The organism is Chroococcidiopsis cubana SAG 39.79, assembly GCF_003991895.1.
In the GTDB taxonomy this organism is placed as follows: Bacteria; Cyanobacteriota; Cyanobacteriia; order Cyanobacteriales; family Chroococcidiopsidaceae; genus Chroococcidiopsis; species Chroococcidiopsis thermalis.
This window is the reverse complement of the sequence record NZ_RSCK01000033.1, coordinates 29,325-56,201: the sequence shown is the minus strand read 5'-3', so window position 1 is coordinate 56,201 and position 26,877 is coordinate 29,325. Positions and strand designations below refer to the sequence as shown.

The 26,877-nt window shown below is 46.4% G+C and carries 25 protein-coding genes, 1 tRNA gene and 1 pseudogene; 14 read left to right on the top strand and 13 right to left on the bottom strand.

The genetic code is table 11. The features are described 5' to 3' along the window. Nucleotides 1-139 precede the first annotated feature (139 nt). The 3 genes from psbD to DSM107010_RS19245 form a co-directional block, all read right to left on the bottom strand. Nucleotides 140-1,198, bottom strand: coding sequence for a photosystem II D2 protein (photosystem q(a) protein) (gene psbD, locus DSM107010_RS19255; RefSeq protein WP_015153746.1), 1,059 nt, complete (start codon nucleotides 1,196-1,198; stop codon nucleotides 140-142). Nucleotides 1,199-1,503: 305 nt separating this feature from the next. After that, entirely contained in the window at nucleotides 1,504-2,682 is a 1,179-nt protein-coding gene (locus DSM107010_RS19250) for an AI-2E family transporter (protein WP_106548184.1), read from the bottom strand. A 77-nt stretch (nucleotides 2,683-2,759) separates the two neighbouring features. After that, nucleotides 2,760-3,893 carry an AI-2E family transporter gene (locus DSM107010_RS19245; RefSeq protein WP_106171292.1) on the bottom strand — a complete coding sequence of 378 codons (1,134 nt, stop codon included), beginning with the start codon at nucleotides 3,891-3,893 and terminating at the stop codon, nucleotides 2,760-2,762. A gap of 139 nt (nucleotides 3,894-4,032) precedes the next feature. Here DSM107010_RS19245 and DSM107010_RS19240 point away from each other — a divergent pair, with 139 nt between their 5' ends. From DSM107010_RS19240 to DSM107010_RS19205, 8 genes and pseudogenes are all read left to right on the top strand, one after another. Next, nucleotides 4,033-4,302, top strand: a complete 270-nt coding sequence (locus DSM107010_RS19240) for a UPF0367 protein family (protein WP_039715888.1) — start codon at nucleotides 4,033-4,035, stop codon at nucleotides 4,300-4,302. A 15-nt stretch (nucleotides 4,303-4,317) separates the two neighbouring features. Beyond that, nucleotides 4,318-4,986, top strand: coding sequence for an energy-coupling factor ABC transporter ATP-binding protein (locus tag DSM107010_RS19235; protein WP_015153750.1), 669 nt, complete (start codon nucleotides 4,318-4,320; stop codon nucleotides 4,984-4,986). A 125-nt stretch (nucleotides 4,987-5,111) separates the two neighbouring features. Then, nucleotides 5,112-5,663, top strand: a complete 552-nt coding sequence (locus tag DSM107010_RS19230; RefSeq protein ID WP_015153751.1) for an NYN domain-containing protein — start codon at nucleotides 5,112-5,114, stop codon at nucleotides 5,661-5,663. 87 nt (nucleotides 5,664-5,750) lie between these two features. Next, nucleotides 5,751-5,822, top strand: a tRNA-Asn gene (locus tag DSM107010_RS19225). Between the two features lie 109 nt (nucleotides 5,823-5,931). Further along, the gene (locus tag DSM107010_RS19220) at nucleotides 5,932-6,534 is read left to right on the top strand and encodes a vWA domain-containing protein (RefSeq protein WP_106168625.1); all 603 of its coding nucleotides are present in this window, start codon (nucleotides 5,932-5,934) and stop codon (nucleotides 6,532-6,534) included. Between the two features lie 50 nt (nucleotides 6,535-6,584). Next, nucleotides 6,585-6,924, top strand: a pseudogene (locus DSM107010_RS43010) (vWA domain-containing protein); the annotation flags it as partial. 23 nt (nucleotides 6,925-6,947) lie between these two features. Beyond that, nucleotides 6,948-7,325 (top strand): salt stress protein, Slr1339 family, encoded by a 378-nt coding sequence (locus tag DSM107010_RS19210; protein ID WP_106168626.1) that lies wholly within the window; start codon nucleotides 6,948-6,950, stop codon nucleotides 7,323-7,325. Between the two features lie 435 nt (nucleotides 7,326-7,760). Then, nucleotides 7,761-7,934 (top strand): IS1096 element passenger TnpR family protein, encoded by a 174-nt coding sequence (locus DSM107010_RS19205; protein WP_084739144.1) that lies wholly within the window; start codon nucleotides 7,761-7,763, stop codon nucleotides 7,932-7,934. A gap of 40 nt (nucleotides 7,935-7,974) precedes the next feature. On the opposite strand, the gene DSM107010_RS19200 is transcribed toward DSM107010_RS19205, so the two are convergent. The 9 genes from DSM107010_RS19200 to der all read right to left on the bottom strand — a co-directional run bounded on the left by DSM107010_RS19200 (nucleotide 7,975) and on the right by der (nucleotide 18,472). Further along, nucleotides 7,975-10,644, bottom strand: a complete 2,670-nt coding sequence (locus DSM107010_RS19200; RefSeq protein ID WP_106168627.1) for a DEAD/DEAH box helicase — start codon at nucleotides 10,642-10,644, stop codon at nucleotides 7,975-7,977. A 145-nt stretch (nucleotides 10,645-10,789) separates the two neighbouring features. After that, nucleotides 10,790-11,671, bottom strand: coding sequence for a pyrroline-5-carboxylate reductase (gene proC / locus DSM107010_RS19195; protein ID WP_181246434.1), 882 nt, complete (start codon nucleotides 11,669-11,671; stop codon nucleotides 10,790-10,792). A gap of 98 nt (nucleotides 11,672-11,769) precedes the next feature. Next, on the bottom strand, nucleotides 11,770-12,333 hold the full coding sequence (locus tag DSM107010_RS19190; RefSeq protein WP_015153756.1) for a cell division protein SepF: 564 nt from the start codon (nucleotides 12,331-12,333) through the stop codon (nucleotides 11,770-11,772). Between the two features lie 368 nt (nucleotides 12,334-12,701). Further along, the gene (locus tag DSM107010_RS19185) at nucleotides 12,702-13,397 is read right to left on the bottom strand and encodes a YggS family pyridoxal phosphate-dependent enzyme (protein ID WP_106168628.1); all 696 of its coding nucleotides are present in this window, start codon (nucleotides 13,395-13,397) and stop codon (nucleotides 12,702-12,704) included. Beyond that, the gene (gene pipX / locus DSM107010_RS19180) at nucleotides 13,394-13,663 is read right to left on the bottom strand and encodes a transcriptional coactivator PipX (RefSeq protein ID WP_015153758.1); all 270 of its coding nucleotides are present in this window, start codon (nucleotides 13,661-13,663) and stop codon (nucleotides 13,394-13,396) included. Before pipX ends, DSM107010_RS19185 begins: the two co-directional genes overlap by 4 nt. A gap of 181 nt (nucleotides 13,664-13,844) precedes the next feature. Beyond that, nucleotides 13,845-14,234, bottom strand: coding sequence for a holo-ACP synthase (acpS, locus tag DSM107010_RS19175; protein WP_127023642.1), 390 nt, complete (start codon nucleotides 14,232-14,234; stop codon nucleotides 13,845-13,847). Between the two features lie 73 nt (nucleotides 14,235-14,307). Then, nucleotides 14,308-16,005, bottom strand: a complete 1,698-nt coding sequence (locus DSM107010_RS19170; RefSeq protein WP_127023639.1) for an anthranilate synthase component I — start codon at nucleotides 16,003-16,005, stop codon at nucleotides 14,308-14,310. 1 nt (nucleotide 16,006) lies between these two features. Beyond that, a complete protein-coding gene (locus DSM107010_RS19165) occupies nucleotides 16,007-16,987 on the bottom strand; it encodes an energy-coupling factor transporter transmembrane component T family protein (RefSeq protein WP_127023636.1) in 981 nt (326 codons plus the stop codon). 126 nt (nucleotides 16,988-17,113) lie between these two features. Continuing rightward, nucleotides 17,114-18,472: a ribosome biogenesis GTPase Der gene (der, locus tag DSM107010_RS19160; RefSeq protein WP_015153762.1), complete on the bottom strand. Its 1,359-nt coding sequence runs from the start codon at nucleotides 18,470-18,472 to the stop codon at nucleotides 17,114-17,116. Nucleotides 18,473-19,347: 875 nt separating this feature from the next. Between der and DSM107010_RS19155 the strand changes: the two genes are divergently transcribed. The 6 genes from DSM107010_RS19155 (at nucleotide 19,348) to DSM107010_RS19130 (ending at nucleotide 25,502) form a co-directional block, all read left to right on the top strand. Continuing rightward, complete coding sequence (locus tag DSM107010_RS19155) at nucleotides 19,348-20,874, top strand: galactose oxidase-like domain-containing protein (protein ID WP_015153763.1); 1,527 nt, start codon at nucleotides 19,348-19,350, stop codon at nucleotides 20,872-20,874. Between the two features lie 120 nt (nucleotides 20,875-20,994). Continuing rightward, entirely contained in the window at nucleotides 20,995-21,912 is a 918-nt protein-coding gene (locus tag DSM107010_RS19150; RefSeq protein WP_106168496.1) for a hypothetical protein, read from the top strand. A gap of 145 nt (nucleotides 21,913-22,057) precedes the next feature. After that, nucleotides 22,058-22,801, top strand: a complete 744-nt coding sequence (ubiG, locus tag DSM107010_RS19145; protein ID WP_015153765.1) for a bifunctional 2-polyprenyl-6-hydroxyphenol methylase/3-demethylubiquinol 3-O-methyltransferase UbiG — start codon at nucleotides 22,058-22,060, stop codon at nucleotides 22,799-22,801. 168 nt (nucleotides 22,802-22,969) lie between these two features. Beyond that, the gene (locus DSM107010_RS19140) at nucleotides 22,970-24,529 is read left to right on the top strand and encodes a phytoene desaturase family protein (RefSeq protein WP_106168495.1); all 1,560 of its coding nucleotides are present in this window, start codon (nucleotides 22,970-22,972) and stop codon (nucleotides 24,527-24,529) included. A gap of 74 nt (nucleotides 24,530-24,603) precedes the next feature. Next, complete coding sequence (locus tag DSM107010_RS19135; RefSeq protein WP_041462405.1) at nucleotides 24,604-24,789, top strand: hypothetical protein; 186 nt, start codon at nucleotides 24,604-24,606, stop codon at nucleotides 24,787-24,789. Nucleotides 24,790-24,962: 173 nt separating this feature from the next. Then, complete coding sequence (locus tag DSM107010_RS19130) at nucleotides 24,963-25,502, top strand: peroxiredoxin family protein (RefSeq protein WP_015153767.1); 540 nt, start codon at nucleotides 24,963-24,965, stop codon at nucleotides 25,500-25,502. Between the two features lie 90 nt (nucleotides 25,503-25,592). On the opposite strand, the gene DSM107010_RS42300 is transcribed toward DSM107010_RS19130, so the two are convergent. Further along, on the bottom strand, nucleotides 25,593-26,645 hold the full coding sequence (locus DSM107010_RS42300; protein WP_015153768.1) for a DnaJ C-terminal domain-containing protein: 1,053 nt from the start codon (nucleotides 26,643-26,645) through the stop codon (nucleotides 25,593-25,595). Nucleotides 26,646-26,877: the final 232 nt, after the last annotated feature.

The window sequence follows — 26,877 nt, the reverse complement described above, 5'->3', positions numbered from 1 at the left end:
TCAAAATGCAAAGCACAAAAAAGCCTCCACTAAGTTGTGGAGGCTGTAGTTTATAAAAGGAAGAAAGTCAACATCCTATCGCAACCCATAGATTGCTGAGCATCAAGTCGAGAGGTTCGTAAAAACTTCTCTTGACAGATTAGAGTGCGTTACCGCGAGGTAGTACTTCCTCAGGGAACTCGAAGTTTTCGTGGGGTTGGTCTTGAGGAGCCATCCAAGCACGGATGCCCTCGTTGAGCAGAATGTTCTTGGTGTAGAAAGTCTCGAACTCGGGGTCTTCTGCTGCCCGCAGCTCTTGAGAGACGAAGTCATATGCCCGCAGGTTCACTGCCAAGCCGACGACTCCCACTGCACTCATCCACAGTCCAGTTACAGGCACGAACAACATGAAAAAGTGCAACCAGCGCTTGTTGGAAAAGGCAATCCCGAAAATCTGCGACCAGAAACGGTTTGCCGTCACCATCGAATAGGTCTCTTCCGATTGAGTCGGGTTGAAGGCGGGGAAGGTGTTGGAGCTATCGCCGTCTTCAAACAGGGTGTTTTCCACCGTCGCCCCGTGAATCGCGCACAACAGCGCTCCACCTAGTACTCCCGCTACTCCCATCATGTGGAACGGGTTGAGCGTCCAGTTATGGAACCCTTGGAAGAACAGCAAGAAGCGGAAAATTGCCGCGACTCCAAATGAAGGTGCAAAAAACCAGCCGGACTGTCCTAAGGGGTAGAGCAAGAAGACGCTGACAAACACCGCAATTGGTCCAGTGAATGCTAATGCGTTGTATGGTCTGATGCCGACCAAGCGGGCAATTTCTAGCTGCCGCAGGCAGAATCCAATCAGCGCAAATGCTCCGTGTAAGGCGACAAATGCCCACAAGCCCCCGAGTTGACACCAGCGCGTGAAGTCCCAGTTCGCTTCTGGTCCCCACAAGAACAGCAATGAGTGTCCCATGCTGTTGGCTGGGGTCGATACGGCTACGGTTAAGAAGTTGGCTCCTTCCAGGTAGCTGCTAGCAATCCCGTGGGTGTACCACGAGGTGACGAATGTGGTTCCGGTCAGCCATCCACCTAGTGCTAGGTAGGCGCAGGGGAATAATAATAGCCCCGACCAGCCGACGAATACAAATCTATCGCGCTTGAGCCAGTCGTCGAGAACGTCAAACCATCCTCTTTGACTCGGTGCGCGTCCTACTGCGATTGTCATGAGGACAAATCTCCAAATCTTCTTATGATTACTTTTTCGCGAGCTTTACGCCCAACTTTAAAAGCGTTTACTTTCACGTTAGGCAGAAAGTAGACCGAGTTGTAAACTCACTTTACGAATCTTAACTCACTCTAATTATTATTTGTACAACTGACTGGTAAATTGCAACAACCCAATTGAATGAATTCGATCGCGAGATTGCCGGTTTTTTTCTGTCTCTAGCAAGATGGAACGCCTATTTAAACCCGTCTAAGGGCGTATCATTTGGAAAACATGATTGGATAATTTTATTAATTTTCTTCAACTTATAAGTTTTTCCTTGCTTCAGTTGCCGCAGCTGTCACACTTAGATCTTCCATTTCTGAGAAACGTTTGGTTGAAGTCATACCATCCACCTCAGCATCTGCATCGACATCATCAGCAAAAGGATTGTGGAAGAAAGACCCCGTTTGGGGTGGTAGAGTTGGATCGAGAACAATTTCTGCCAAACTTTTTGCGACTCCAGTTAGGGGAATGGCGAGAATCACACCTAAAAATCCGCCTAATTGCGCCCCCAGTAATAGAGAGATGAAAATAGCCACGGGCGATAAACCCGTCAGATTGCCCATAATCCGAGGTGCAACTAAATTATCTTTGATTTGTTGCAGGGCAACTGCGATCGCCAAAACCTGAAGCGCAAGCCACCAGTCGATAAAAGCAACCACGATCGCGACCGTACCAATACCTAAAGTCGCACCAATAAAAGGAATAACTTCTGTTAAGCCAATAAAAACGGCGAATAAGAGGAAAAACGGCACTCGCAGTGTTGAAAAAGCGATGGTGAGCGTGACAGCCATAAATAACCCTAGCAAAAGCTGTCCTGAGACAAAGCGCTGGAGATTGCGTTGCAAGGCAGCAGTTAAGCCAGAGCGAATTTGAGGCGAGAGGATACTCGTCAAACTATTCCACACCCGTTCCCCGTCAATCAGCATGTAGAAGGAGAGGACTAAAATTAGAATTGCGTCCAAAAACCAATTAAACGTACCGATCGCCAAGCCTAGACTTTTAACTGCGATCGCTTCAGCCTGGGTTTGCAGCCGATCCAATAACAGCGATACAAGCAACTGGACATCAAAGGGTAAGTTATATTGAGCGCTCCAGGCTTGAAAAGTATTTAATTGTTCCTGAGCCGAATCGACAATGGTTGGTAAGTTATTCACCAACTGCCGCGCTTGGTTAAATACAAGCGGTACTACAGTCAACGCGACAATCGCAAAGACAAATCCCGCTCCCAAGTAGACGAGTCCAGCTGCTAACGTGCGGGGTAAAAAAGTTTGCAATCCAGCTACGGCATAGTTAAGCAAAAAGGCAATTAGAGCGGCGCTAATGACAATACTTAATAATTCGCCCACATAACCCAAGGCTCGAAGCGTCACCGACACTGAAACCAAGATTAGCAGCCAAGTGATCAGAAATTGTTGAATCGGTAAAAAGGCGCGGTTCATCGTTAGTGAGTGGTGAGTGGCTAGTGGCTAGTGGCTAGTAGTAGATAGGGTGTGGGGTGTGGGGTGTGCGTGGTGAGTCAATTCTCTCCCTCAGCTCCCTCAACTCCCCCAGCTCCCTCAGCTCTCTTTCCCCTGCTCCCTTTAAAATGTAATGTCTCTGCGGGATTTAAAGCATCTTCTGACACGGGGAGGAAAAGATCGAAAAGATTTTTCAAACAACTCGCGATCGGAACGGCTGTGATTAAACCCAGTAACCCCCCAATTTTAGTCCCTACTGCCAAAGCTATTAGCACTCCTATCGGGCTTAAGCCTGTAAAACTACCCAGTAACCGAGGAGCGATCGCTTGATCGATAATTTGGTCAACTACTACAGCTACCGCTAATGTTTTGGCTCCCAGCCAGAAATCATGTACGGCGACTAACAGTCCAACGAGGCTGAAACTTAAAACGTCTCCAAAGGGAATTAAAGTCATTGCGCCGATTCCTAAGCCGAATAGCAATCCGAAAGGGACTCCTAAAGCCACAAATGCTAAAGTCATGGCTGTACCGACTAGTGCGGCTAGTGCCACCTGACCGATCAGATAATTTTGAAAGTTTTGCTGAAGCGATCGCTGTAGTGGAATACTCCAGCGAGATGGTAAACGTCCAAAAATGCCATGCCAAAGCCGTTCGCCGTCCAATAAGAGATAAAACGTGAGCACGACGGTTAAAATCGCCTCGGAAACGCTATCAATCGTGCCAATAATTAGCATTACTAGTTCTTCGCCTAGAAACTGTAATTCATCTGGGAGGCGATCGCTCACTTGTGTGGTTAAATGAGTCAGATCGAAAGGTAACTGCTGCGTTTCTACCCAGGTGTCTATCATTTTTAGCTTTGCCGTTCCAGCGTCAATCCATTGCGGTAGTAGTCTCGCACCTTCGCTTAACTCTTCTACAAGTAGCGGAATTAACGTAATACCTAAAGCTATCGATGTGACTAAGGCTATGAGAAAGACTAAGAATACTGCATATTGGCGTTGTACTTGGCGCTGTTGAAGCCACTGCACGGGGTAATTCAGAATGAAAGCTAATACCGCTGCTAAGCCGAATATGGCGATTAGAGGTTGAAAATACTGAAAAACTAGGAGTGCCAGCCATCCATTAAATACAAGTAAGGGGAATGGCAGAGCGATCGCCAACCATTGCCACAATTTATTTTTGGAACCATTCATACCCTTTCACACCTAGCATCAGCCTGCGATCGATTTTCGCTCAAAAGATGCAATGCTCACCTCTTTCTTGCGATTCCATCAGGTAGTTCAGTTGCAAAGGTTAAGATGAGAGCAGCTTAGTCACGATGTTGAAGGTAAAATGTTCACGATCGACTTGACAATCAAAAATACAGCCTTTCCGGTGTCAGTACAACGGAAGGAAACTGCGGATGCAGAAGCAGCATACAATCAAATTCTGGCAGCAATGCGCAGTGGAAATCCAGAAATTATCGAATTGACGTGCGATCGCCAGCCAGAAAAGAAAGTCGCCGTCCGTACCAGCGAAATTTCTGGGGTGCAGATCTCGCAAAAAGACAGCACGGCTGCTGGCAAAACCCCTGGCTTTTTTGCCTTTACCGAATCTAAATAACTAGCTGGGGTGTCAATGGCTGAATCTGCCATTCAAGTTCGGGATTTGTGCTTTAGTTGGTCTAGCGGAGAACAAGTTTTTCAATCTCTCTCTTTAGAAGTACCAAAGGGAGAGTTTTGGATGTTGTTGGGAGTCAACGGTAGCGGTAAGTCTACTTTACTGCGGTTGTTAGCAGACTTGTTAACACCTCAGTCCGGTCAAATTGGCATCGTGCATCCAGTTGGCTTTGTCTTCCAAAATCCCGATCACCAACTCGTAATGCCCACCGTGGGGGCTGATGTGGCTTTTGGGTTGGTGGAAGAAAAACTCTCCATCTCCCAAGTCCGTCAGCGAGTCACAGAAGCGCTAGCTGCGGTAAATTTATTAGAACTACAGCGTCGTCCGATTTATGCCCTGAGTGGAGGACAAAAGCAGCGCGTTGCTATTGCTGGGGCGATCGCCCGTCGTTGCGAAGTTCTGTTGCTTGACGAACCTACAGCCCTCCTCGATCCCGATAGTCAACTCGATCTGGTGGCGCAGGTGCAAAATTTGGTTAAAAGTCGGGGAATGACAGCCCTTTGGGTGACGCATCGTCTCGACGAGTTGAACTATTGCGACGGTGCTTTTTTACTCGAACGCGGCTGTCTGATCGATCGGGGAGAACCAAAACGGTTGCGACAAAAACTGATGGAAGTCGCAGCATAGGACACAGCAAGGGCTTGGCAGTGCCAAGCCCTTGCTATTTCCCCCTGAGTGTCATGCGTGATACGCAAACAAAGATTAAAATTGTGAATAATAAATTTTATATTTAGTAACATTCACAGCGAACCATGTCACCCCCTTCGACTCAACCTGTTTTGCTAGTAGACGGCTACAACATCATTGGCGCTTGGCAGCACCTGAAGATAGCCCGCGATCGCGACGGACTAGAGGCAGCGCGGTGGCAGTTGGCAGAAGCTTTAATTAGTTACAGTGCTTTTAAAGGATTAAGTACTCAAATTGTTTTTGACGCTCAGTATCAGCAGACTATTGGGACTCAAGAAGTCAAAACAGAAAATCTATCTGTATACTACACCAATTTCGGCGAAACGGCAGACACATATATAGAAAGAATCTGCGCGGCATACTACAGGCAGTATTTAAACCGCTCGCTCTGTTCCCGTTTGATTGTTGCTACCTCCGATCGCGCTCAGCAACTAACTGTAATGGGTTACGGTGCGGAATGGCTCTCAGCATTGCAACTGAGACAGGAAGTGGAGGCGGCTACGATGCGATCGCGCCGCAAACACAAACAAGCCAAACAATCATCAGGGAGATTTCTGGCTTCGGCGATCGACCCGAAAGCGCGGCAAAAGCTAGCTAAAATGCGTTTTGGCTTGTAAATTTGGTGCGACAGAAAATAAAGTCTCAAAAAAATTAGTTAGGGACTTGCAAAACCTGTTTATAAGGGTTATTATAAATATTCGCAATCCTCAGTAGCTCAGTGGTAGAGCGGTCGGCTGTTAACCGATTGGTCGTAAGTTCGAATCTTACCTGGGGAGTTAATCAAACTATTCTCGAAAAGTCTCAGCTGTTTCATCGAATTAAAACAGCTGACGGAAAAGCGATCGGCGGCTAGACTAGACGCAGCTGAGCATAGGAGAGTCTAGCATGAAAGACCGCGACTACACTTTAATTATTGACAAAAGCGGCAGTATGTCCACTCCCGACCAACAAGGGGGTAAAAGTAGATGGGAAGTTGCTCAAGAGTCTACTTTAGCAGTGGCGCAAAAGTGCGAACAGTTCGATCCTGATGGTATTACCGTGTATGTTTTTTCCGGTAAATTTAAGCGTTACGATGATGTAACTTCGGCGAAAGTCTCTCAAATTTTTTTGGAAAACGATCCGGTGGGGACGACGAATTTAGCATCTGTGCTGCAAGATGCAACCAATAACTACTTTCAACGCAAAGCCAAAGGAAAGACAAAACCAGAGGGAGAAACGATTGTCGTTGTCACCGATGGAGAACCAGACGATCGCCGTGCGGTGTTTGAAGTTATCATCAATGCTACCCGTCAAATGGAACGGGATGAAGAACTGGCTATTTCAATGATCCAAGTTGGTTCCGATCCGCAAGCCACCAAATTTCTCCAAGCTTTAGACGATCAATTGCAGGGAGTTGGTGCTAAATTTGATATTTGCGACACGGTGACGTTGGACGATTTAGAAGATATGAGTCTAGCTGAAGTGCTATTAAACGCGATTGGTGATTGAGCTAGAATGGCGATCGCAACTCGCTCAATCTAAAGGAAACCATTGTAGTCATGCTGGAAAATCGGGATTACACGTTAATTATTGATAAAAGTGGCAAGCATGGCTACGCCAGATCGAAAAGGTGGTAAAAGCCGTTGGATAGCAGCACAGGAATCTACTTTTGCTTTAGCGAGTAAATGCGAACAATTCGCTCCTGACGGCATTACTATTTACTTGTTTTCGGGAAAATTCAAATGCTACGAGAACGTGACGGTGAGTAAAGTTACGCAAATATTTCAGGAAAACGATCCATCGGGTAGTATGGATTTAGCAGCAGTTTTGAAACACGCTACAGATGATTACTTCGATCGCAAAGCTGCCAAACAAACTAAACCTAATAGTGAGACAATGCCATTAAAGATTAAAGAACACCTATGGATGAGATCGATCGCCTCTTATCTCAACTCAAGACAGAAAATGAGCAGCCGCAACCTGCAAAACCCAATCCTCAACCACCAGCAGCAGCTCAATCGAGTGGTGCGATCGATCGCTTATTAGAACAGGTAAAATCTGACTACGATCGCCAGGATAGAGAACAAGAAGAAATTAGACAAGCACAATTAAAAGCCGAACAACTGAAACAGCAGCAAATTCAGCAGCAAAAGCGAGAAGCGTTGAAACAAACAGCTCAAAAGTGGCTGAAAGAATTAGATCCGTTTTCTCCTGAAGGATTGTGGTTTGAACGATTTGCTGAAAAATACGAATCAAAATTAGCAGCAGCGATTGATTATTTGCTGGAGAATCCAGGATAAAATTTTTATTTGGAAAAGCTTTATTTAAAATGTCGCGCAAAGACGCAGAGGTGCAAAGCGAATTCATTATACCTCGACGCGATCGCATCATCATTACATTTGAATTGTTGATACGTCAACTCGTACCATTTCGATCTGACTGCGCCACGGAAGATCCCCCCAACCCCCCTTAACAAGGGGGCTATGAGCGACCGATTTAGTGCAAGGATAAATAGAATTGGTATCGATACACGAGCATATCCTTGAAACAAAACGCGATCGCCAGAAATAGCAAAAGCTCATCCGCCACTATCTTATTCCCTTTGCGCCTTTGCGTCTTTGCGTGACAAAATCTCTTGCGATCGCCCTTCCCCAAGCATGGGATCATAGAGAATTGTTAGAAGCAGAAAACTATGCCTTGTTGCTAGATATATTGTTGAATTCTCTGCCTCAGCCATGCCAGCTGAACCGCAGACGCACTATCCGCTGTGTTTAACAGGTAAACGTGCCTGTCCGCCAGAGGACTGCGGTGGAGTTTGGGGTTATGCAGAATTTTTAGAGGCAATTCAAGATCCACCAGAAGCCTTTTACCTAGACCAAGTAAATCAACAGTTAAAGCGGATTCGGTGAAACGGCTAAGTCAACAATTTTGACTTTTAACTTTTGACTTTTATTCTTCTTCGAGTACTTCGTTAACTGGGAAACGATCCATCAGTTGAATTGCCCGATAAGCATTGCGACGTAAAGATTCTGACAAAAATGGAACGTGAGGAATTTGAGAGAGTAAATCTAACGTTCGGCGCAGCAATCTGACGACATCACCTTCATCTAAACTCGTATTAGCACATAAGTCCGTCCATTCTACGCCTAGCGACCACTGCTCGATTAAAGCTACTAAATCGTATTCCAACCAAATTGGAATTGTGACGTTATAGCGCCGCTGTAATTGAAATAACTGTCGCCGAATCGGACGGATACTCGCCAAGGCAATATCGACTTCTTCTGATAAGAGATAGCGTACCCAACTATCGGGGCGGGGTGTTTCCGTGACTAGCGCCGCGATCGCCGCAGCAAGGTGATGGGGAGCGAGATTGTCTAATTCGCCACTGGCAAGGGCTAAACCCAACCACAGTTCGTTATCTCCTCTGACAGCAGCAGCAACTTTGCCTAAGTTGGTTGGCGTAAGATCGTCCAAAGCCCCAAATCGCTGCAAAATTTCCATTAAGTGCAGAAATTCTTCCCAGTGACGGTGCGCGTAACGTTCTAACTCCGCCTGTCTTTCCTCGATTTCTGTTTGCAGTTGAGCAATTCTAGTCTTGCGTTTGAGAATACTGGCGGGATTGCCTAGATGATGCAAAGGATGGGCTGTTAGTTGCTCTTGTACGGCAATAACTCGGTGTTGTTGTTCTAAAACCTCCGGTGCAGCGTGCCACGGAGGTAGGTCGGGAATTTGTGCCGCAATTGTTGCTGTTTCTTCATTCCCTTTACGCGCTTGCCCTGGTTTGAGGGGCATTTCTACAGGCGGCATCAGATGTTCGGGAATATCTAATCGAGCAAATTCGGCAAATAAATCTGCTATATCGCTACTAGCTGCTACATACCAGCGATTATCTCGACCCAAACAAATAAAATAAGGTGCTTGTCCCGAACCAGGAATTTTCGCTACCAACACCGCTGGGATGGGCGTTGATGTTTGGACATGCTTGCCGCGCAAACTCAATAACGTACCCGACATGGCAAAATTAATCGTCAGGCTCAATTGTTCTATTCGTGCCTCTAATGCCTGTTCTTCCAGTACCTTCAAGAGTTGGCGTTCGACTTTGAGCCGTTGTCGCAATTTCTCATAATGATTTAACCGATCCTCATCGACCGACTGCATTTGAGTTTGCAAGTCGGCAAGTCGATCTTCCATCTCGGCGATCGCATCGTATTGGGGTTTCAAATACAATGTGGCGAGATACTGCCCAAAACTACGCTCGATCAGCTCTTTCGCTTCTGCTAAATTATGAATTTGCAGTAGATTTAACACCATGCCGTAGCTGGGAGCAAACTGACTCACTAGCGGGTCTGGTTTAGCAGTGGCTAGATATACAGCTTCTTTCGCGCCTTCAAATGGCGTTTGCAAAGTGACGACGTGACCGAGCTTATCCATACCTCGCCGTCCGGCGCGTCCTGCCATTTGCAAGAATTCGGAAGGATTGAGCAGGCGGTGTCCGCGATCTGTACGTTTGGATAAGGTAGAAATTACTGTCGTCCGCGCTGGCATATTAATTCCTGCCGCTAGGGTTTCAGTCGCGAAGACAACTTTAATTAAACCCTGCTGAAACAATTCTTCTACTAACCCCTTCCAGGCTGGTAATATACCCGCGTGGTGAGCGGCAATACCGCGATAGAGAGGTTCTACTTGTCCGACACGTCCTGCATCTGGGTTGCGGCGCAAAAATTCATCAATTTGGATTTTGAGTTGAGCCGCTTCTTCTAAATTAACTAGCGTTACGCCTGCTAGTTCCTCGACGGCTTTATCGCAACCGCGACGGCTGAAAATAAAGTAAATGGCTGGTAGCATATCTCTAGAGTAGAGATGCCCCACGGTGTCAATTAACTTAGGAGTTTCCGGTCTGGGTCCTTGCTTTCTGTCGCTACTACCCTTTTTCGGTCGCAGTCGCGGATTGATTTTTCCAGTCTTGGGATCGAGTAAAGGAAATATTCCTTTAGGATTGCCAAAATAAAATTCGAGCGGAACGGGACGAAATTCAGAATAGATTAGCTCTGTGGGTCCATGAACGCGACAAATCCAATCTGTCAGTTGGTCGCTATTGGCGATCGTGGCTGAAAGTGCCACCAGTTGAATATCTGGCGGACAATAAATGATAGATTCTTCCCATACTGTCCCCCGCTGGCGATCGTTCATGTAATGGCATTCATCCAAAACCACCGCTTCTACACCTTCAAGGGATGTTCCCACTTCACCAATGGGAGTACCGTAGAGCATATTACGAAAAATTTCCGTAGTCATCACCAAGATTGGTGCATCACGGTTGATCGAAACATCGCCTGTTAACAATCCGACCAAATCTGCCCCAAAGCGATCGCGAAAGTCGCGTAATTTTTGATTCGATAGCGCTTTGAGCGGCGTAGTGTAAAAAACTCTCTTGCCTCTAGAGAGGGCGCGATAGATCGCGTATTCCCCAATTAAAGTTTTGCCAGAACCCGTAGGCGCACATACAACTACGGAGCGATTGGCATTCAGTGCCGCGATCGCCTGTCGTTGAAACTCATCCAGCTCAAACGGAAAGATACTCTCTAGATTTAGGTCAGCTTGCAGTTGGGGAATTTTCACTCAATAATTTATGCAACACCCTTTATTAATAGAGTAACCAATCTTGGAAATTTAGGGAGCAGGGGAAAAGAGAGCTGAGGGAGATCGGGGGGACAAGGGGGACAAGGGAGAAATTAGTCATGCACCACGTACCACGCACCACTCTCTACTGATTCCCTAGTTCTCGCGATCGCCTAGTTGCAGCAACTACGGCTTCAATTAGGGCAGAACGAAAGCCTGCTTTTTCTAAGGCTGATACTCCAGCAATTGTCGTTCCGCCGGGGCTGGTGACGCGGTCTTTTAATTCGGCTGGGTGAATGCTTGTTTCTTGTAACAGCTGCAACGTGCCTTTGACGGTTTGCTGGGCGAGTTGGTTAGCAATATTTCGGGGTAAGCCTGCGGCTACGCCACCATCGGCTAATGCTTCTACTAAGATGGCTACATAAGCCGGACCCGAACCAGAAAGTCCCGTAACGGCATCCATTAGCGACTCTGAAACTTCTACGACTTCTCCTACTGCTGAAAAGAGTTGTAGGGCAATTTGTTTGTGAACGTCGCTGGCGCGATCTCCTAGAGCGATCGCCGTCATACCTGCGCCAACTGTAGCAGGGGTATTGGGCATTGCCCGAATAACTGGTAAATGAGGAAAAGCCTTCTCTAGCTGCTGTAAGGTTACGCCTGCCATGATGGAAATTATCAACGGCAATTGTGTTGTAGTAGGGGCGCCCAGCTGTGCGCCCCTATTGGATACATCTGCCAAGTCTTGGCTAATTGCTGCAAATACCTGCGGTTTTACTGCCAATACAACTGTATCTGCCGATAAGACTTTGGCATTTTCTGTTGTTACTTGAATGCCATATTGTTGCTGCAAAAAATTGCGGCGTGACGGCTGCGGATCGCTGGCTATGACTTCTAAAGGTTGATAAATTCGCCCACTAATAAGGCGGGATAAAATGGCTTCTCCCATTACCCCGCCACCAATAATACCTAACTTAATTGACGATTTTTCCATAGCGATCGGCTCATAGCTATCAGTCTGTTTTGTCATGTGTCATTTGTCGTTTGTCATTTGTATTTATTGATGTTTGTAACCAATGACTCATGACTGATGACGTATTGACCGTCTAGGAGCTGAAGAACCGTATTTTAACCAGATTGAGCTATTCTAGTCGATTCAGCCGTCCATGCGGGTGCGGGTGCGCTCATGCGCTGGGGACGTGTAGGTACGGCTTGTGGGAGGTCGTGACCTAGAGTTCCTGGAGTTGTGACTTGAACGCATAGCGGTGTAAACAGGAAGATGCTTTCACCCACTCGCTCTTGGTGTCCGTCCATCGCGTAAGTTCCGCCAGCCACAAAATCCACAGCGCGCTGTGCCTGGTCTGGTTCCATCATTGTTAAATTTAACACCACCATCTTGCGATCGCGCAGAGCTTGAATGGCTTGTGGCATTTCCTCAAAGGAACGCGGCTCCATCAGAACTACTTCGTAATTACCGTTCAATGCTCCATGCATATCAATTACATTCCCTTTACCACCTGCGTTAACTTGATTCCAACGACGCTGCTGGCGCGTTTCTTTTTCTGGTACAGGGGTAGGTTCGGGTGAGTATGCCTCATCCCCTGATTCTTCAATATCATCGAATTCGTCTTCGTATTCGTACTCTTCGTTAGTACCAACGAGCCAATGCTTCAGCTTAGAAAACGTACTCACTTCACTCTCCCTTGCGTTACACGCTACAAATCTACTGGGAAAAACCGTTTCGAGCAACTACCAAATAAGCAATGATTTAGGAAGTTGGCGTTCATGTTATCCGCCTTTTTGAGGTTTCACTGCGAATCTTAGCAATTCTTGAAATTTGATAAATCGCCTTTTTTGTAGTCAAATTTACAAGTTTCGGCTATTTCTCAGCTTGAATTTTGACTTCACAGTATACAGTTGTCAAGTCTATTTTTCGGAAATTTTTAATATTCACTTTGGTTTTTCTTCCAAAAGTTATTTGACATGCGAAATAATAAATTAGAAACTGAGGACTAAGAATTATCTGAGAAGTCAACCGATCTCTGGTCACTGGTCACTGGTCACTGGTCACTGGTCACTGCTCCCTGATAAACGCGATCGCCAAAAATTATCCGTCCTAAACGTACCATCGTTGCTCCAGCTTGGACGGCTAATTGGTAATCGTCAGACATTCCCATTGATAGCTGGTGCATTTGAAGATTAGACCAGTGTTGCTGCCGAATTTTGTCAGCCAAATCGCGAGTTTGCTCGAAGAAATTGAGAATTTCGGCATCATTCAAATCTAAGGGTGGAATTGCCATCAAGCCTTCGATTTGCAGGTTGTGGCAGCGATTTAGTTCTGGTAAGCTGGCTAACAAGTCGGGAATAGTCCAACCGGACTTATTCGGATCGCTGAGAATTTTGACCTGCAAACACACTTGAGGACGGCAACATAACTCTTGTGCCAGTCGGTCTAGACGTTGAGCCAACTTTAAGCTATCGAGAGAATGAATCCATTGAAAAAGTTCTACAGCTCTTTTGGCTTTGTTGCTTTGCAAACTACCAATCAAGTGCCAAGTGATATCTGGTAAATCTTGTAACTGTTGCTGTTTGCTGGCGGCTTCTTGAATGCGACTTTCGCCGAAATCCCGAATTCCGGCTTGATATGCTACCCGCATCGCCTCTACGGATACCTGCTTGGTGACGGCGATTAGCCGGACGGTAGCTGGTAGTTGTTGACGGATAAGCGCAATACGTTCGGCAATCTGATTAGTCATTGGAAGGTGGCTTGCAAAGTCTTCTGTAATCGATCGTACTCCTGGTATTGACCGTTACGACGTAAGAACCGCAGTCGAGTCTCCAATAGTAAGCGAGCTTCAGAACGACTCACTGGCTCGAATTTCATCCCTGAAGCTTCAATCGTCACTAAAAAAAACAAGCGCTGGGCGTAGAGGGTAGTGAAAAGTTCTTGATGTTCTTCCAAAAGGCAGATGCGGAATAACAACCCAAATGTAGGATGATTCAAATAATTTTCTGTATTCATCAACAGCGATCGCAGCTTAAAACATGTATTTTATGGCAGTGAGGTATATCGATTGTCTAAATTTGTAATTTGTATTTCATTATTCACAATTTGTTTTAAGTTTATTGAGATAATTTCTAAATTCTTCTGTCTTTATGTAGAACTATAAAGTTGCTGACAGCGATCGCCTTGAGGATCGCTCCTAAGAACAGAAGAGGATTGCCGTAGCGATCGCGTAATCTCCGTCATGGCTCAAACTCAACTGCCACTGCAACTGTCCCCAAGAATCTACCATTGCTAACGCTCGTGCGTGTAGTTGCACGGTAGGAACGCCGCTCGGTTGACGGCAAATCTCAACGTCAGTGTAGCCTACGCCCAGCCAGCCAGTCCCCAAAGCTTTGACCACAGCTTCTTTCGCCGCCCATCTACCAGCTAGTTTATTCATCGCATTACGACTAGGAGCATTTTGCTCGTAACGACAATCCAATAGCTCATTTGGCGTGTAGACGCGCTGCAAAAAGCGATCGCCAAATTGCCCTATTACCTTCTCAATTCGAGGAATATAAATAATATCCGTTCCTAACCGTAGCATCAGTTGTCAGTTGTCAGTGAAGAAAGGGAGCAGGGAGCAGGGGGAATTACTTGCGAATGCGCGACTTACGACTTCATTCTTCTGTCCTTTTTAAGGCGATGATTTGGGCTTGAGCTTTGTGCAAGGACTCATACCATTCTCGCTCGGGGTCGCTGTCAGCAACGATCCCCGCTCCAACTTGTCCCCAAACTTGATTGCGGGAGTTGTGAATAGGGTGTGGGGTGTGGGGTGTGGGGTGTAGGGTGTGGGAAGTGTGGGAAGTGTGGGAAGCGTCGGAGGACACTCGAAGATTTTTTTCTCCCTCAGCTCTTTTCTCTCCCTCAGCCCCCTCAGCTCCCTCAGCTCCCTCAGCTCTCTTACTCTGCTCCCTGCCATACAGCAGAGTCCGAATCAAAATATTTAAGTCTAAATTACCGCGCCAGTCTAAGTAACCGCAGGAACCGTAAAACAAGCTGCGGCGGACTGGCTCCAATTCTTCAATAATTTCCATGCAACGGACTTTGGGACAGCCAGTAATCGTACCCCCAGGAAACGCGGCGCGAATTAAATCGATCGCATTGTATTCTGGTTTAAGCGTGCCAGTAATATTACTCACAAGATGCATGACGTGACTGTATCGCTCGATCGCTAATAATTCATCGACGACGACAGAACCCCATTCGCAAACGCGCCCTAGATCGTTACGTTCCAAATCTACAAGCATGATATGTTCGGCAATTTCCTTTGTATTGCTTAACAACTCCTGAGCTAAATCGCAGTCTTGTGCAGGAGTGACTCCCCGCGATCGCGTACCTGCAATTGGTCTGGTTTGGACTTGACGATCGCGTAATTGTACTAATCTTTCTGGCGAACAGCTAATGACTGCTCCCCAAGGAGTCTGCCAATAACTAGCAAAGGGAGACGGATTAATTTGTTGCAGTGCTTGATAAATTTGCCAACTACTGGCGATCGTGCTGGTTTCAAATCGCAAAGAAAGATTTGCCTGAAAAATGTCTCCAGCTTGAATGTACTTTTTTGCTCGGCAGACAGCCGTTTCGTATTCTTCTTGGGTAGTGAGTAGTGAATGGGTAATTGGTAATTGGTAATTGGTAATTGGTTGTTGGTTGTTGGTTGTTGGTTTTGAATTTTGACTTTTAACTTTTAAATTTTCAAGTCGTTCTTGTAGCTCGTTTAGCTGCTGTGGTGCGGAGACAGCTAGCCACAATATTTGTTCTGAGTGGTCGAGAACGGCAAAACATTCAGGTTCGTACCAATAAGCTGTAGGAAATGGTAAGGGATCTGATTTTACATAGGGTAACTTTTCAATCTCCCAAGCCAGATCGTACCCCAACCAACCCAACCACCCTCCAGTGAAAGGGAGGGAGTCGGGAGTCGTAGGGGCGGGTTTAGGAAAAGATTCACGGCTTCCATCAATAGATTTTTGCTTCATACCCGCTCGTACAGGGGAGTCGGGGAATTTTGACTTTTGACTTTCGACTTTTGAATTTTGAATTGCTCCCTTACATTCCAATAGCTGCTGCAAGAATGGCAAAATCTCCCCGACGGGTGGTGTCCACAGTTGCGGCTGTCCGTCGATAATGCGGGGTGTGCCAGCACAGATAGAGTAACGCGCCAGTTGAGAACGGTCTTGAGATATTGGAGCAGGACTCTCTAGTAGAGTTGCGATCGCGTCTGGATTATCATCAGGGCGAAATAGGGCTGCAAATACTTCAGAACCGCTACGTTGTTCTAAAGGAAGCGATCGCCAATACCAAGGCTGCATGGGTTTCATTTCAAACCTCATTACCCCAAGTTAGACGTATTCCCCAAAATGCAACCAAACACACCAAGGCAATCCAGTCTCTAGTAGTAAAACGCAGCTGATGCCATTGGACGCGATGAGTATTCGGAGTGGTAAATCCTCTCACTGTCATCGCTTTAGCCATTTGCTCGGCTCTCAGAAGTAAGTTTTCTAACAATCGTTCTGCCACTACCATCCACACCCGCAATGCTCCCTTGATGCCTAGCTTTTTCCAATTTATTGCCCGGGTTCGCACGGAACGAATCAGATTTTGCACTTCTTCCATCACCAGGGGAATAAATCGCAATGACAGCGTTAAAGTCAGCGCAATTTCAGTTACGGGCAATTTAAACCGTCGCAAAGGTAGCATCAAGCTTTCCAAACCTGCGGTAATTTCTTCTGGTGCGGTTGTGAGTAAATATAAATTCGTGCTGTAAATCAAAGTAAACAGGCTCGTACTCAAGCGTAATGCCAGCTCGACCGAGCGGCGCGTTACCGTAATTATCCAATATTGAAATAAAACGTATTGGTAGTTGGTAGTTGATTGACGATTGACAGTTGACGGTTGACGTTGTTCCCCTGGTCCCCCTTGTCCCCTCTGCTCCCGACTCCCTGCTCCCGCGTCAAACTCATTGCCTAAAACCAACATCTCACCCTGTTCGGCAGTTGGCAAGCGGGGTTGAGGATCTACGCCTAAACCGTCAGGACTTACCGCGCCCAAAATTAAGACGAAAAATGACAACGTGAGCAGCCAACCCATTTGTTGTCGCCAAACTCGCCAGGGAATCCCTGCTGTTAAAGTAATCAAAATGAGTAAGATGACTAAACTTACTCGGTAGAGAGAGTTTGCCATAATTGGCGCTGCTAAAAAGCTGAGCAACCAAGCCAATTTCACCCTCGGATCGAGTCGATGCAGCAAAGCAATCGGTTGTTCTAGATATAACCCTATGGGTAGCGATCGCAGTAAGTCCATTTCAACCAGGGAGCAGGTAGGGAGTAGGGGAGAAGAGGGCTGAGGGGGCTGAGGGGGCTGAGGGGGCTGAGGGAGCTGAGGGGGAGAATTTAATTCCGAATTCCGAATTCCGAATTCCGAATTCTCCTACACGCGGGTAGCGCGATTTGAGCTTTTTTCTACGTCGCGGGCTTGTTTGCTACGCCAGAATAACCGAATCGGCGTGCCAGTATAACCTAGTTGTTGGCGAAATTGTCGCTCGATGTATCGACGATAGTTGTCGTTGAAGCGCTTGGCATCGTTGACGAATAACGCGATCGCTGGGGGTTGAACGCTGACTTGCGTGCCATAATAAATTCTTCCTTGTCGTCCTTGGCGAGTTACTGGGGGAGAATGCCACCTCAAAGCCTCTTCAATTACTTCGTTGACAACTGCTGTAGAGACGCGACGCTTGTGAGATTCGGCGGCTCGGTTTACTAATTCTAAAATTTTTTCTACTCGTTGTCCGGTCGTGGCACTGACAAAAATTGCCTCTGCCCAGTCTAGAAACTGCATTCGCTCTCGCAGGTTTTTTTCGTAGTCGTAAATTGTGTATGTATCTTTTTCGATCGCATCCCACTTATTCACGACCAGAACGCAAGCCCGTCCTTCTTCAACAATACGTCCGGCGAGTTTTTGATCTTGTTCGGTCACGCCGTCGAGCGCATCAATGACGAGTAAAACCACGTCAGCGCGGCGAATTGCCTTAAAAGCACGATTGATGCCAAAAAATTCGGGTCCGTATTCGACGTTTTTCTTTTTGCGAATTCCGGCTGTATCGATTAAGCGATAGGTTTGTCCTTGGTGTTCGACCACGGTATCGATTGAATCGCGTGTCGTACCAGAAATTGGACTGACGATCGCTCGACTTTCGCCGACAAAAGCGTTCAACAAGCTAGATTTACCAACGTTCGGTCTACCGACAATCGCTACAGCAATCTCATTTGTTGGAGTAATTTCTTCAGGTTGGGGTAAGTGGGCGATCAGTTGGTCTAACAAATCTCCCGTACCGTTGCCATGAATGCCAGAGACAGCATACGGTTCGCCTAGTCCTAGTTCCCAAAACTGCGCTGCCTGCATCAGACCTTGTTCGGGTGATTCACATTTATTGACAGCAAGTAGCACGGGTAAGGATTGTTGCCGCAACCACGCCGCCACTTCCTCATCGGCTGGCAGTGGTCCGGTTTGACCGTCAACGACAAATAGCACTGCACTGGCTTCGCTCAAAGCTACCATGACCTGCTGTCGGATCAGGGGTAAAAATTCGGTGTCGTCGTCGAAGACCAAGCCGCCTGTATCGACTACCAAAAATTCGCGATCGCACCAGTACGCAGGCATATAGGTGCGATCGCGCGTCACGCCTGGTTCGTCATAGACAATCGCCTCCTGTACTCCAGCCAGGCGATTAGCAAGCGTAGATTTGCCCACGTTAGGGCGACCGACTATGGCAACAATTGGCAAAGGCATATAAGTGGCTGAAGCATCAAACTTTCATTGTAGCGACTCTCTAGAGTTTTGATCGCAACTTGAGTTGAAAGAGAATTTTTGGGCAAAATTTTTTTTCGATTGAAATATTCTTTAAGTAAAGTAGTTTTTTTGACAAACTACTTAAACAAACTAAATCAAATTCAGTTTTACGCGATCGCGGATTTCCTGTATTATTCCTTTAAACAAATGAGACAAAGCAGTAAAAATTACCTCTTTCTAACTCTTGTTGGAACTTGGCTATCTTCTCGTGCTTTTGTTTCAAAAAAAGACAAAGTTTTTGCAAAGATTCAAGCTAAACGTGCAAAATTTGCACGAATAAAATATATGATTTGTCGGTATAAACTTTGTCAAAAAAATAGTTGAGTTTGACAATATGTCGTGTATATTGAGAAGATATTCGCGGATTAAAGTTATTTTCAGACTTAACCAAGGAAATTGTCGAGTGGCTCTCGGCAAGCATTTGAACGTCAGATCTACCACAAATCAAAAGTAAACTTTAGGCTAATAGCAGTCATCAGAGTTTTTTGTCTTCATTTCAGGGCTGAAGTACAACAGACAAAACTAATTAGTTACAGAAAGTCAGCACAAAGGAGATCGACGCGATCGCAATTTAGTCTTAATTACGAGCTATTAGCTACTAGCTAATAGTGATATAGCAGTTCTAAATGATTTGTAAAGTAGGCTTCTAGCCTGCCGCAGACTAGAAGCCTGCTCCGCTCATGAATCAAATAGGACTGCTATAGAGAGGCGCGACATATCATCTTACTGCACCGATCTCCGATGGCTGACAACTTTGTACAGACGTTACATGTAACTGACAACTGACAACTGACATCAGGAGGATACAAATTTAAGTGATTCAGCACGAACTACTTAATTTACCTACCAAGAAATTTGGCACTGGGACGCTAATAGCCCAAGGCAGTGGTGTAGGTAGCTGGCAACTTCTGTCCTATCAAGTCCCGATTAACCCCGTCCATGCAGCATTGTTACGAACGGGAAAAGTCTTTTTTTTCACTGGTTCGGGAAATAATCCCACGCGAATTAATTCGCCCTTCAACAGCGTGGTTTGGGATGTAAACAGCGGCACGTTTACCAGTCAATCACCACCAACAGATCCCTCTGGACTACCCATCGATCTTTTCTGTGCCGGACAATCGTTTCGCGCTGACGGTCGCTTAATGATTGCAGGTGGAACTCTGCAATACGACCCTTTCTATGGAGCAACCGCTGCTTTTTTATTCGATCCGAGTAACGAGCAGCTGACAGCCATAGCCTCAATGAAGTACGGTCGCTGGTATCCTACAGTTTTAACGCTGGGCAACGGTCGAATTTTTGCCTTATCGGGGCTGGATGTGAATGGCAATCTAGCAATCAACCCAGAAATATATTCCAGCTCTTGGAGAGCGTTTTCTCAAGCTACCAGTCCTTTCGAGCTTTACGCCCATTTAATTTTGACCGCTACGGGGCAGGTTTTTTATACCGGAGGCTATTTTGCTTTTAACAATGGTGTTTCCGCTCGCCTGCTCACCTTACCAGGAAACTTCAATCAAAGAATTACCGAAACACCCGTAGGTGCATTGCAACAGCCTGACTCTGGCGCTCAAGCTGCTAGCGTACTGCTTCCACCAGCTCAAGACCAACGAGTCATGGTGATTGGGGGAGGAAATCCCAATCAGGCAACTAATAGAGTCAGTATCATCAACTTAAACGCAACTAACCCTGCATATGCAGCTGCACCATCGCTCAATTTTGCTCGCAAGCACCACAACGCCGTAATTCTGCCCGATCGCACGGTTTTAGTTTGTAACGGTAGCGGATTTGATGAAGCTGGGAATGCTGCCACGCTGACCGCAGAGATCTACGACCCGATCGCCAATACTTGGACGCTGACAGCTCCAGCTAACCGAGTTCGCCTCTATCACTCCGTTGCCTTACTGCTACCAGATGGCAGAGTTGTCACCACAGGTGGTAATCCCAGGCGGTTAAATGAATGCGATAGCAATGGCAACCTTCCAGGCACGCCATCACTACCTTGTGAGGACAGGCAAATTGAAATTTACAGCCCGCCTTACATCTCGCAAACGCGACCGACAATTCAGAACGCACCCGCAGAAATCTCCCTGGGCAATACATTCACAGTCACGACTCCCCAGGCACAGAACATCCAATGGGTCAGCTTAATTAGACCAATGGCAACAACCCACGGACTAGATACAGAACAACGGCTGGTAGATTTGCCGATCGCCTCTAGAACCAGTACTTCCCTATCCGTGACTCTGACATCTAATCGCAATATTGCCCCTGCTGGCTGGTACATGTTGTTTGTCAGCAATAACAGTCGCATACCTTCAGTAGCTAGATGGATAAGGGTTAGGTAATCAGTTATCAGTGAACAGTTATTAGTGGTTAGTGACTAGTGATTAGTAACTGGACTCAATTCTTGTCACCAGCCACTAGTCACTAGCCACCAGACACGCACCACGCACCACTTATTGCATATGGAAATCAGAATTTCTCGTCGTCGGTTTGGACAATTGGCGATCGCCACAACTACAATTGCCGGATTTAGCTATTTAGCGAGCAAAACCTCGGCACAAACGCCAGGTTTGACGATCGCGGGCATTAGTTCTAGGGGAACTGTTATTACGCCAGATTCCAGTCGTACCGATGTTTCCAGTCCTTCTGTGGAGACGGGCGATGCCTCCGATACCTCTGATACATCCCAGCAAGTCATTATTAGCTCGATTGACTTGCCAACAGGGAGAAGCCAGAGGGGAGTAACCTCTGCAATGCCCACGGATGAGAGTATCAGCGGTTTTGCTTACTTAATCGACGGTACGCCTGTGGTTGCCATAACTCCCGCTAGAACCACTAGAAGGAAAGGCAGAAATCCGACACGTCTCAGCTTTCCTGGGATATCGCGTGCTGAGGTGACAGTTTCAGGACTCACACCCCAGCAAAGACTCGAAAGTTTAATGGTAACTCCAGATGGCGTGCTTCTCGGTTTGGTTGCAAATAAGAACGGTACGCCACCTGTAAGACTGGTAGAAGTTAACCCCAATACAGGAACTTTTAATGTCAAACTCAGCCTACCATCTGACCAAAAATATAGTACCTTAGCAATCTGTCCCAACGGCACGATCTATACAACTGCCGTTGCTAACGGTGCTACTACTCTCGTCAGAATTAATTTAGCGCAAGCTAGTGTCACGCCGTTAGTACAATTGCGGTTGAATAACAACTCTTGGGGTAATGGCTTGCAAAGCCTATTATGCAACAACGCTAACCAGCTGATTGCTTTTGGCGCACCGAGATACATACAACCAAATGCTCTTTATACTGTAGATTTAGGCAGTGGCGCTATGGCTAAACTGGTAGACTTTGATGCTGCTAGGGTGGCAATGCGGACTACATAGGGTAATTGGTAATTGGTAGTTGGTAGTTGGTAATTGGTAATTGGTAGTTGCTCCCCTGCTCCCTGATAACTGATAACTCTGTAGAGACGTTACATGTAACGTCTCTACACTGGTAACTGATAACTGACAACTGATTTGTTTGCTAGTGAAAAAAAACGATTTAGAGTTTTACGATCGCAGTGCTGCCCAGTGGTGGCAACCTGATGCTAAGATCTACGCCCTGCACCGCCTTAATCCCCTTCGCTTTCAGTATTTCGATCGCCATTTAACCAATTGGCAAGGGCTGAGAGTTCTGGATGTTGGTTGTGGTGGAGGGTTTTCTTGCGAATTTTTAGCTGCACGGGGTGCAAAGGTTTTTGGCATCGATCGCTCTCAGAGTTGTATTGCCGCAGCGAAAGCCCATGCTGCAACTTCTGGATTCGAGATTGACTATCAGTGTGGATATGCCGAAGATCTGCCCTATGCCGATCGCTATTTTGATGTGGTTGTTTGTGTCGATGTCTTAGAACACGTCACGAATTGGCAACAAACTGTCATGGAAATTCATCGCGTCTTGCAGCCTGGAGGAACGTTTTGTTTTGACACGATAAACAGGACTGTGCAATCGCAGTTGATGATGATTTGGTTTTTGGAGGGAGTCGTCAAAGCGATCGATCGCGGGATTCACGACTGGGAGAAATTCATCAAACCAGAGGAGTTAACGAGTTTGATGCAACAGCAGAGTTTTACGAATATTGACATTAAAGGCTTTAGCCTATTTGGAAGTTCACCCTGGGATGCGATCGCTACTTTCTGGCACTATAAGAGAACGGGTAGTTTGAGGGCAAGCATTACAGACAATACGTCAGTTATGTATATTGGCAAGGCAGAAAAAACAGCGCGATCGTAAAAAACTGCTAAAGTCTAGCCCCGCGATCGCGTGGAGTGCGTCAAGATTGTAGGGGCAGGTCTACTTAAAATGTCTGTTCTGAGTAGAGTTTCTTCGTAAACCTGTCCGTACAAAAGTCAAAAGTCAAAAGTCAGAATGCTGGAACTTGAATTCAATCCGTGACAGCATATGACCGCAAACATTAATATGAAGCATTCTGTAGATATTGCGATCGTCGGCGCTGGGCATAATGGATTAGTAGCGGCATTACTACTTGCCCGTCAAGGATTGAACGTATTGGTTCTGGAAGAACAACAGGCGATTGGTGGGGCTTGTCGGACAGAAACACCTTTTCGTACTGCACCCAGCTTAGGTATTTCTACAGGCGCGTACTTATTGGGGTTAATGCCACCAGAACTACTAAAAATTTTAGATATCGATCTACCAACGATCCGGCGCGATCCTCACTATTTTGTCCCGACATTAGATCGACGCTACCTACTGTTTGGTTCCGATACGGCACAGATGCAGCAGCAGTTTACTGCCTTTTTTTCTGAGGCTGATTGGCAAGCAAATTTGGCATTGCAAGAAGAACTGGCACAGTTGAGAGAGGATATTGCCCCGACGTGGTTAGAGGAACCGCTATCGATAGAAGAGACAGCAGAAAAATACGTGCGATCGCATTTAAAATCTATATTTGTCGATCTGTGTCGCAAGTCTGTTGGCGAATATCTCGATCGCTTTGATTTTAAAAGCGATTTAGTTAAAGCAATGTATGCTGTCACCGATGGATTTACAGGGGTATTCGGTACTTGGGATACTCCAGGTACGGGGATGAATTTTCTCGTCCATAATATGTGTCGCCTCCCCGGGAGTGATGGAACTTGGATGGTGGTACGAGGCGGAATGGGGACTGTGACTCATCGTCTGGCAGAGGCGACGGTGAAAGCTGGGGCAAAAATTGAAACTGGGCGCGGCGTAGATAAAATTGTAGTATCTCAGAATATCGCAACGGGTGTCGTGTTGCAGGATGGCACTGAGATTGCTGCTAAAACTGTCATTGTTAATGCCGATCCATTTCGGATGCGTCAACTTGTCGGTACGGAGAATTTTGCTGCCGACTACAACCGCAGGCTAGATAGTTACTTGCGAGATGGCACGACTTTTAAAGTCAATATGTGTTTGCGAGAACTGCCCCAGTTTACCTGTTTGCCTGAAAATCGGGGTCAGTACGGTACGACGATTCATTTATTACCGGACGAATCGGAAGTAATGATGCATCTGTATCAAGCTTTTGCGGATGTGGAAGCGGGAAGACTACCGGAATTTCCGACGATTGAATGGTACATTCATACAACTCTCGATCCTTCTTTACAAGACGGGCAAGGGCATCATAATTCAGCTTTGTTCGTGCAGTGGGTTCCTTACGAATTACAAGGAACAACTTGGGAAGAGGAGGAAGAGAATTATGTAAAACATTTGCTATCAATTTGCGATCGCTTTGCCCCTGGTACTTCCAATCTCGTTCAAGAAGTTTTTGCCCTCCATCCCCAGAGATTAGAACAGCATTTTGGTTTGACACGCGGACACATTCATCATGTCGATAATTCTTTTGGATTTAACGATCGCTTGCCATATGCTACGCCGATTCAGGGTTTATACTCAGCTAGTGCAGGCTGTCACCCCGCAGGTTCGGTGATTGGTGCGGCAGGACACAATGCAGCAATGCGAGTCATGCGCGATTTATAGGTTACGATCTGCATTCTTCTCTCTTTTATACGGCAGTTAGACAAGCTAAATCGATTCAAGAACTGGCTACGACTTTGCAATGTTTTTTTATTGTTTTAAAGGCGATCGCTTATCCCGATCTATTTGTGTTAGCAGAGGTAATTCAGGAGGCGATCGAGTTATCTCCTGGGGTTGGGTTAAAGTTGGTGAGACAGAAAAATTCGATCGTGTTTTTTCCATCTGATAGCGGTTTTCGATTGGGTAAAACACACGATTTGTAGGGGCGCACAGAGAAAGCGCCCCTACAAATGTCACGCACGCAATCGAGAATTGCTATGATACTAAGGTGTTAGGTGAATAAGACTAATAACCAAAAAAACATTCTGTCTTCTGGCTCCTGTCTCCTATCTTCTGCTTCGGTAAAATATAGTTTTGTCAAACGCTATTTAGAAAGATGGTACTCACTTCAAACGATTTTAGCGGCTTACTCAACGAGCGTTTTTTTCGTAATTTCTTGCCAATTCCAGCTACTAGTAGTTTAGATTTGGGTGCAATAACACCAGACTTTCGATTGCCAGATATTACTAATGGTAGAGAAATTAAGCTTTCAGAATATCGGGGTAAGCAACCTCTCATTTTAGCTTTCACGCGCATTTTCACGGAAAAGCAATATTGTCCTTTTTGCTTCCCACATATTAAAGATGTGAACGAGAAGTACGATCGCTTTCGCGATCGCGGAATTGAACTATTAATGATTACGAGTACTGATGAAAAACAAAGTCAGATCGTAGTCAGAGATTTAGGTTTAAGAATGCCGTTACTGAGCGATCCTAGCTGCAATGTATTTAGAGCATACAGCACGGGGCAAGCTCTAGGTGCGCCTTTGCCTGCTCAGTTTGTATTAGATAAACAGGGCAGATTGCTTTACAAACACTTGTTTTCTTTCCTCGACCACAATGCCAGTGTAGAGCAAATGTTAGCAGTACTTGATTAGATTTTACTGCCAATTTAATGTGGATTGTAAAATAGGAGCTAAAGTAGGGGCGCACAGCTGTGCGCCCCTACATAATTTTGTAATACTAGTTTACAACCGTACTTGTGGCAAGCGATCGCGGGGATTAAAACTGCGACTACTGCGAATCTTTTCATAATACTCCCGCTCCGTACTGCTCAAATCTTTGGGTGGAACGATCGCAATTTTTACTAGCAAATCGGTGCGTCCACCTTTTGGTAGAGTCCAGCCTTTACCGCGTAAACGTAGAGATTGACCGGAACGAACTCCAGCTGGAACATTAAGCTTGACAGAACCATCGGGAGTAGGAACGTCAATTGCTGCACCAAGAACTGCTTCATCGGGAGTAATTGGCACTTCGCAGACGAGATTGTCGCCTTCAAACTTGAAGAAAGAGTGCGGTTGAATGTCCACTTTTAAGTACAAATCGCCTCGTTGCTGCGTAGCAGGATTAACTAAACCCTTACCCCGTACGCGAACGCGGCTACCAGGTTTTGCCCCTGGCGGAATGCGGACTTCAATAGTTTCACTCCCAACACTCAACCGTTTCTGTACGCCGTGAAACGCTTCTGATAAAGTGAGGGCGATCGCGGCTTCTCTGTCGGTGCTAGCTGCGGAACCGTCAAAACCAACAGTGGGATCGGTGAAGCCGTCAAAACCGCCCGTTCCAGACGATCTTCTTCCAGAAGTGGTATAACTATATGTCTGACGAGTCCCACCAGTTCGTGCGCCAGGTGCGCCAGGTGTGCCAGGTGCGCCAGCACCACCAAAACGACCGAGCAGATCGTTGATAAACTCATCAAAACTGCCGTATCTGCCAAACTCAAAATCGTCGAAACCAACATTAACCCCACCAGCACCAGCGCCACCAGGCGACCAAGCTTGTCCGGCTTGCTTCCAGTACTGACCGAATTGGTCGTATTTACGGCGCTTGTCTGGATCTGAAAGGACTTCGTAAGCTTCGTTAACTTCCTTGAATCGCGCCTCGGCTTGCTTGTTACCTGGGTTAACATCCGGGTGAAATTTACGGGCTAGCCTGCGAAAAGCCTGTTTGATTTCATCATTACTGGCAGTCTTGTTGACTCCCAAAATACTGTAATAGTCCTTAAAATCAGTAGCAGCCATCTAGCTATCAGCCTCCTGAGTGCGATTCAACCTAATTTTATGTGTAGGGATAAGCCCACTAAGGCACTGTGTAGGCGACAAATCAGCACCTAGTAGGGATAGTTTCGGGTATATACATTCTGCCCTAAACTTAGCAAACGGTTACATTGAATCGAGTTCGGTTCTTGCTCAAGTCGCGATCGCAATTGCCCTACTAAGGGTTAGGGAGAAGACAAAGGGGAATTGTAGAGAG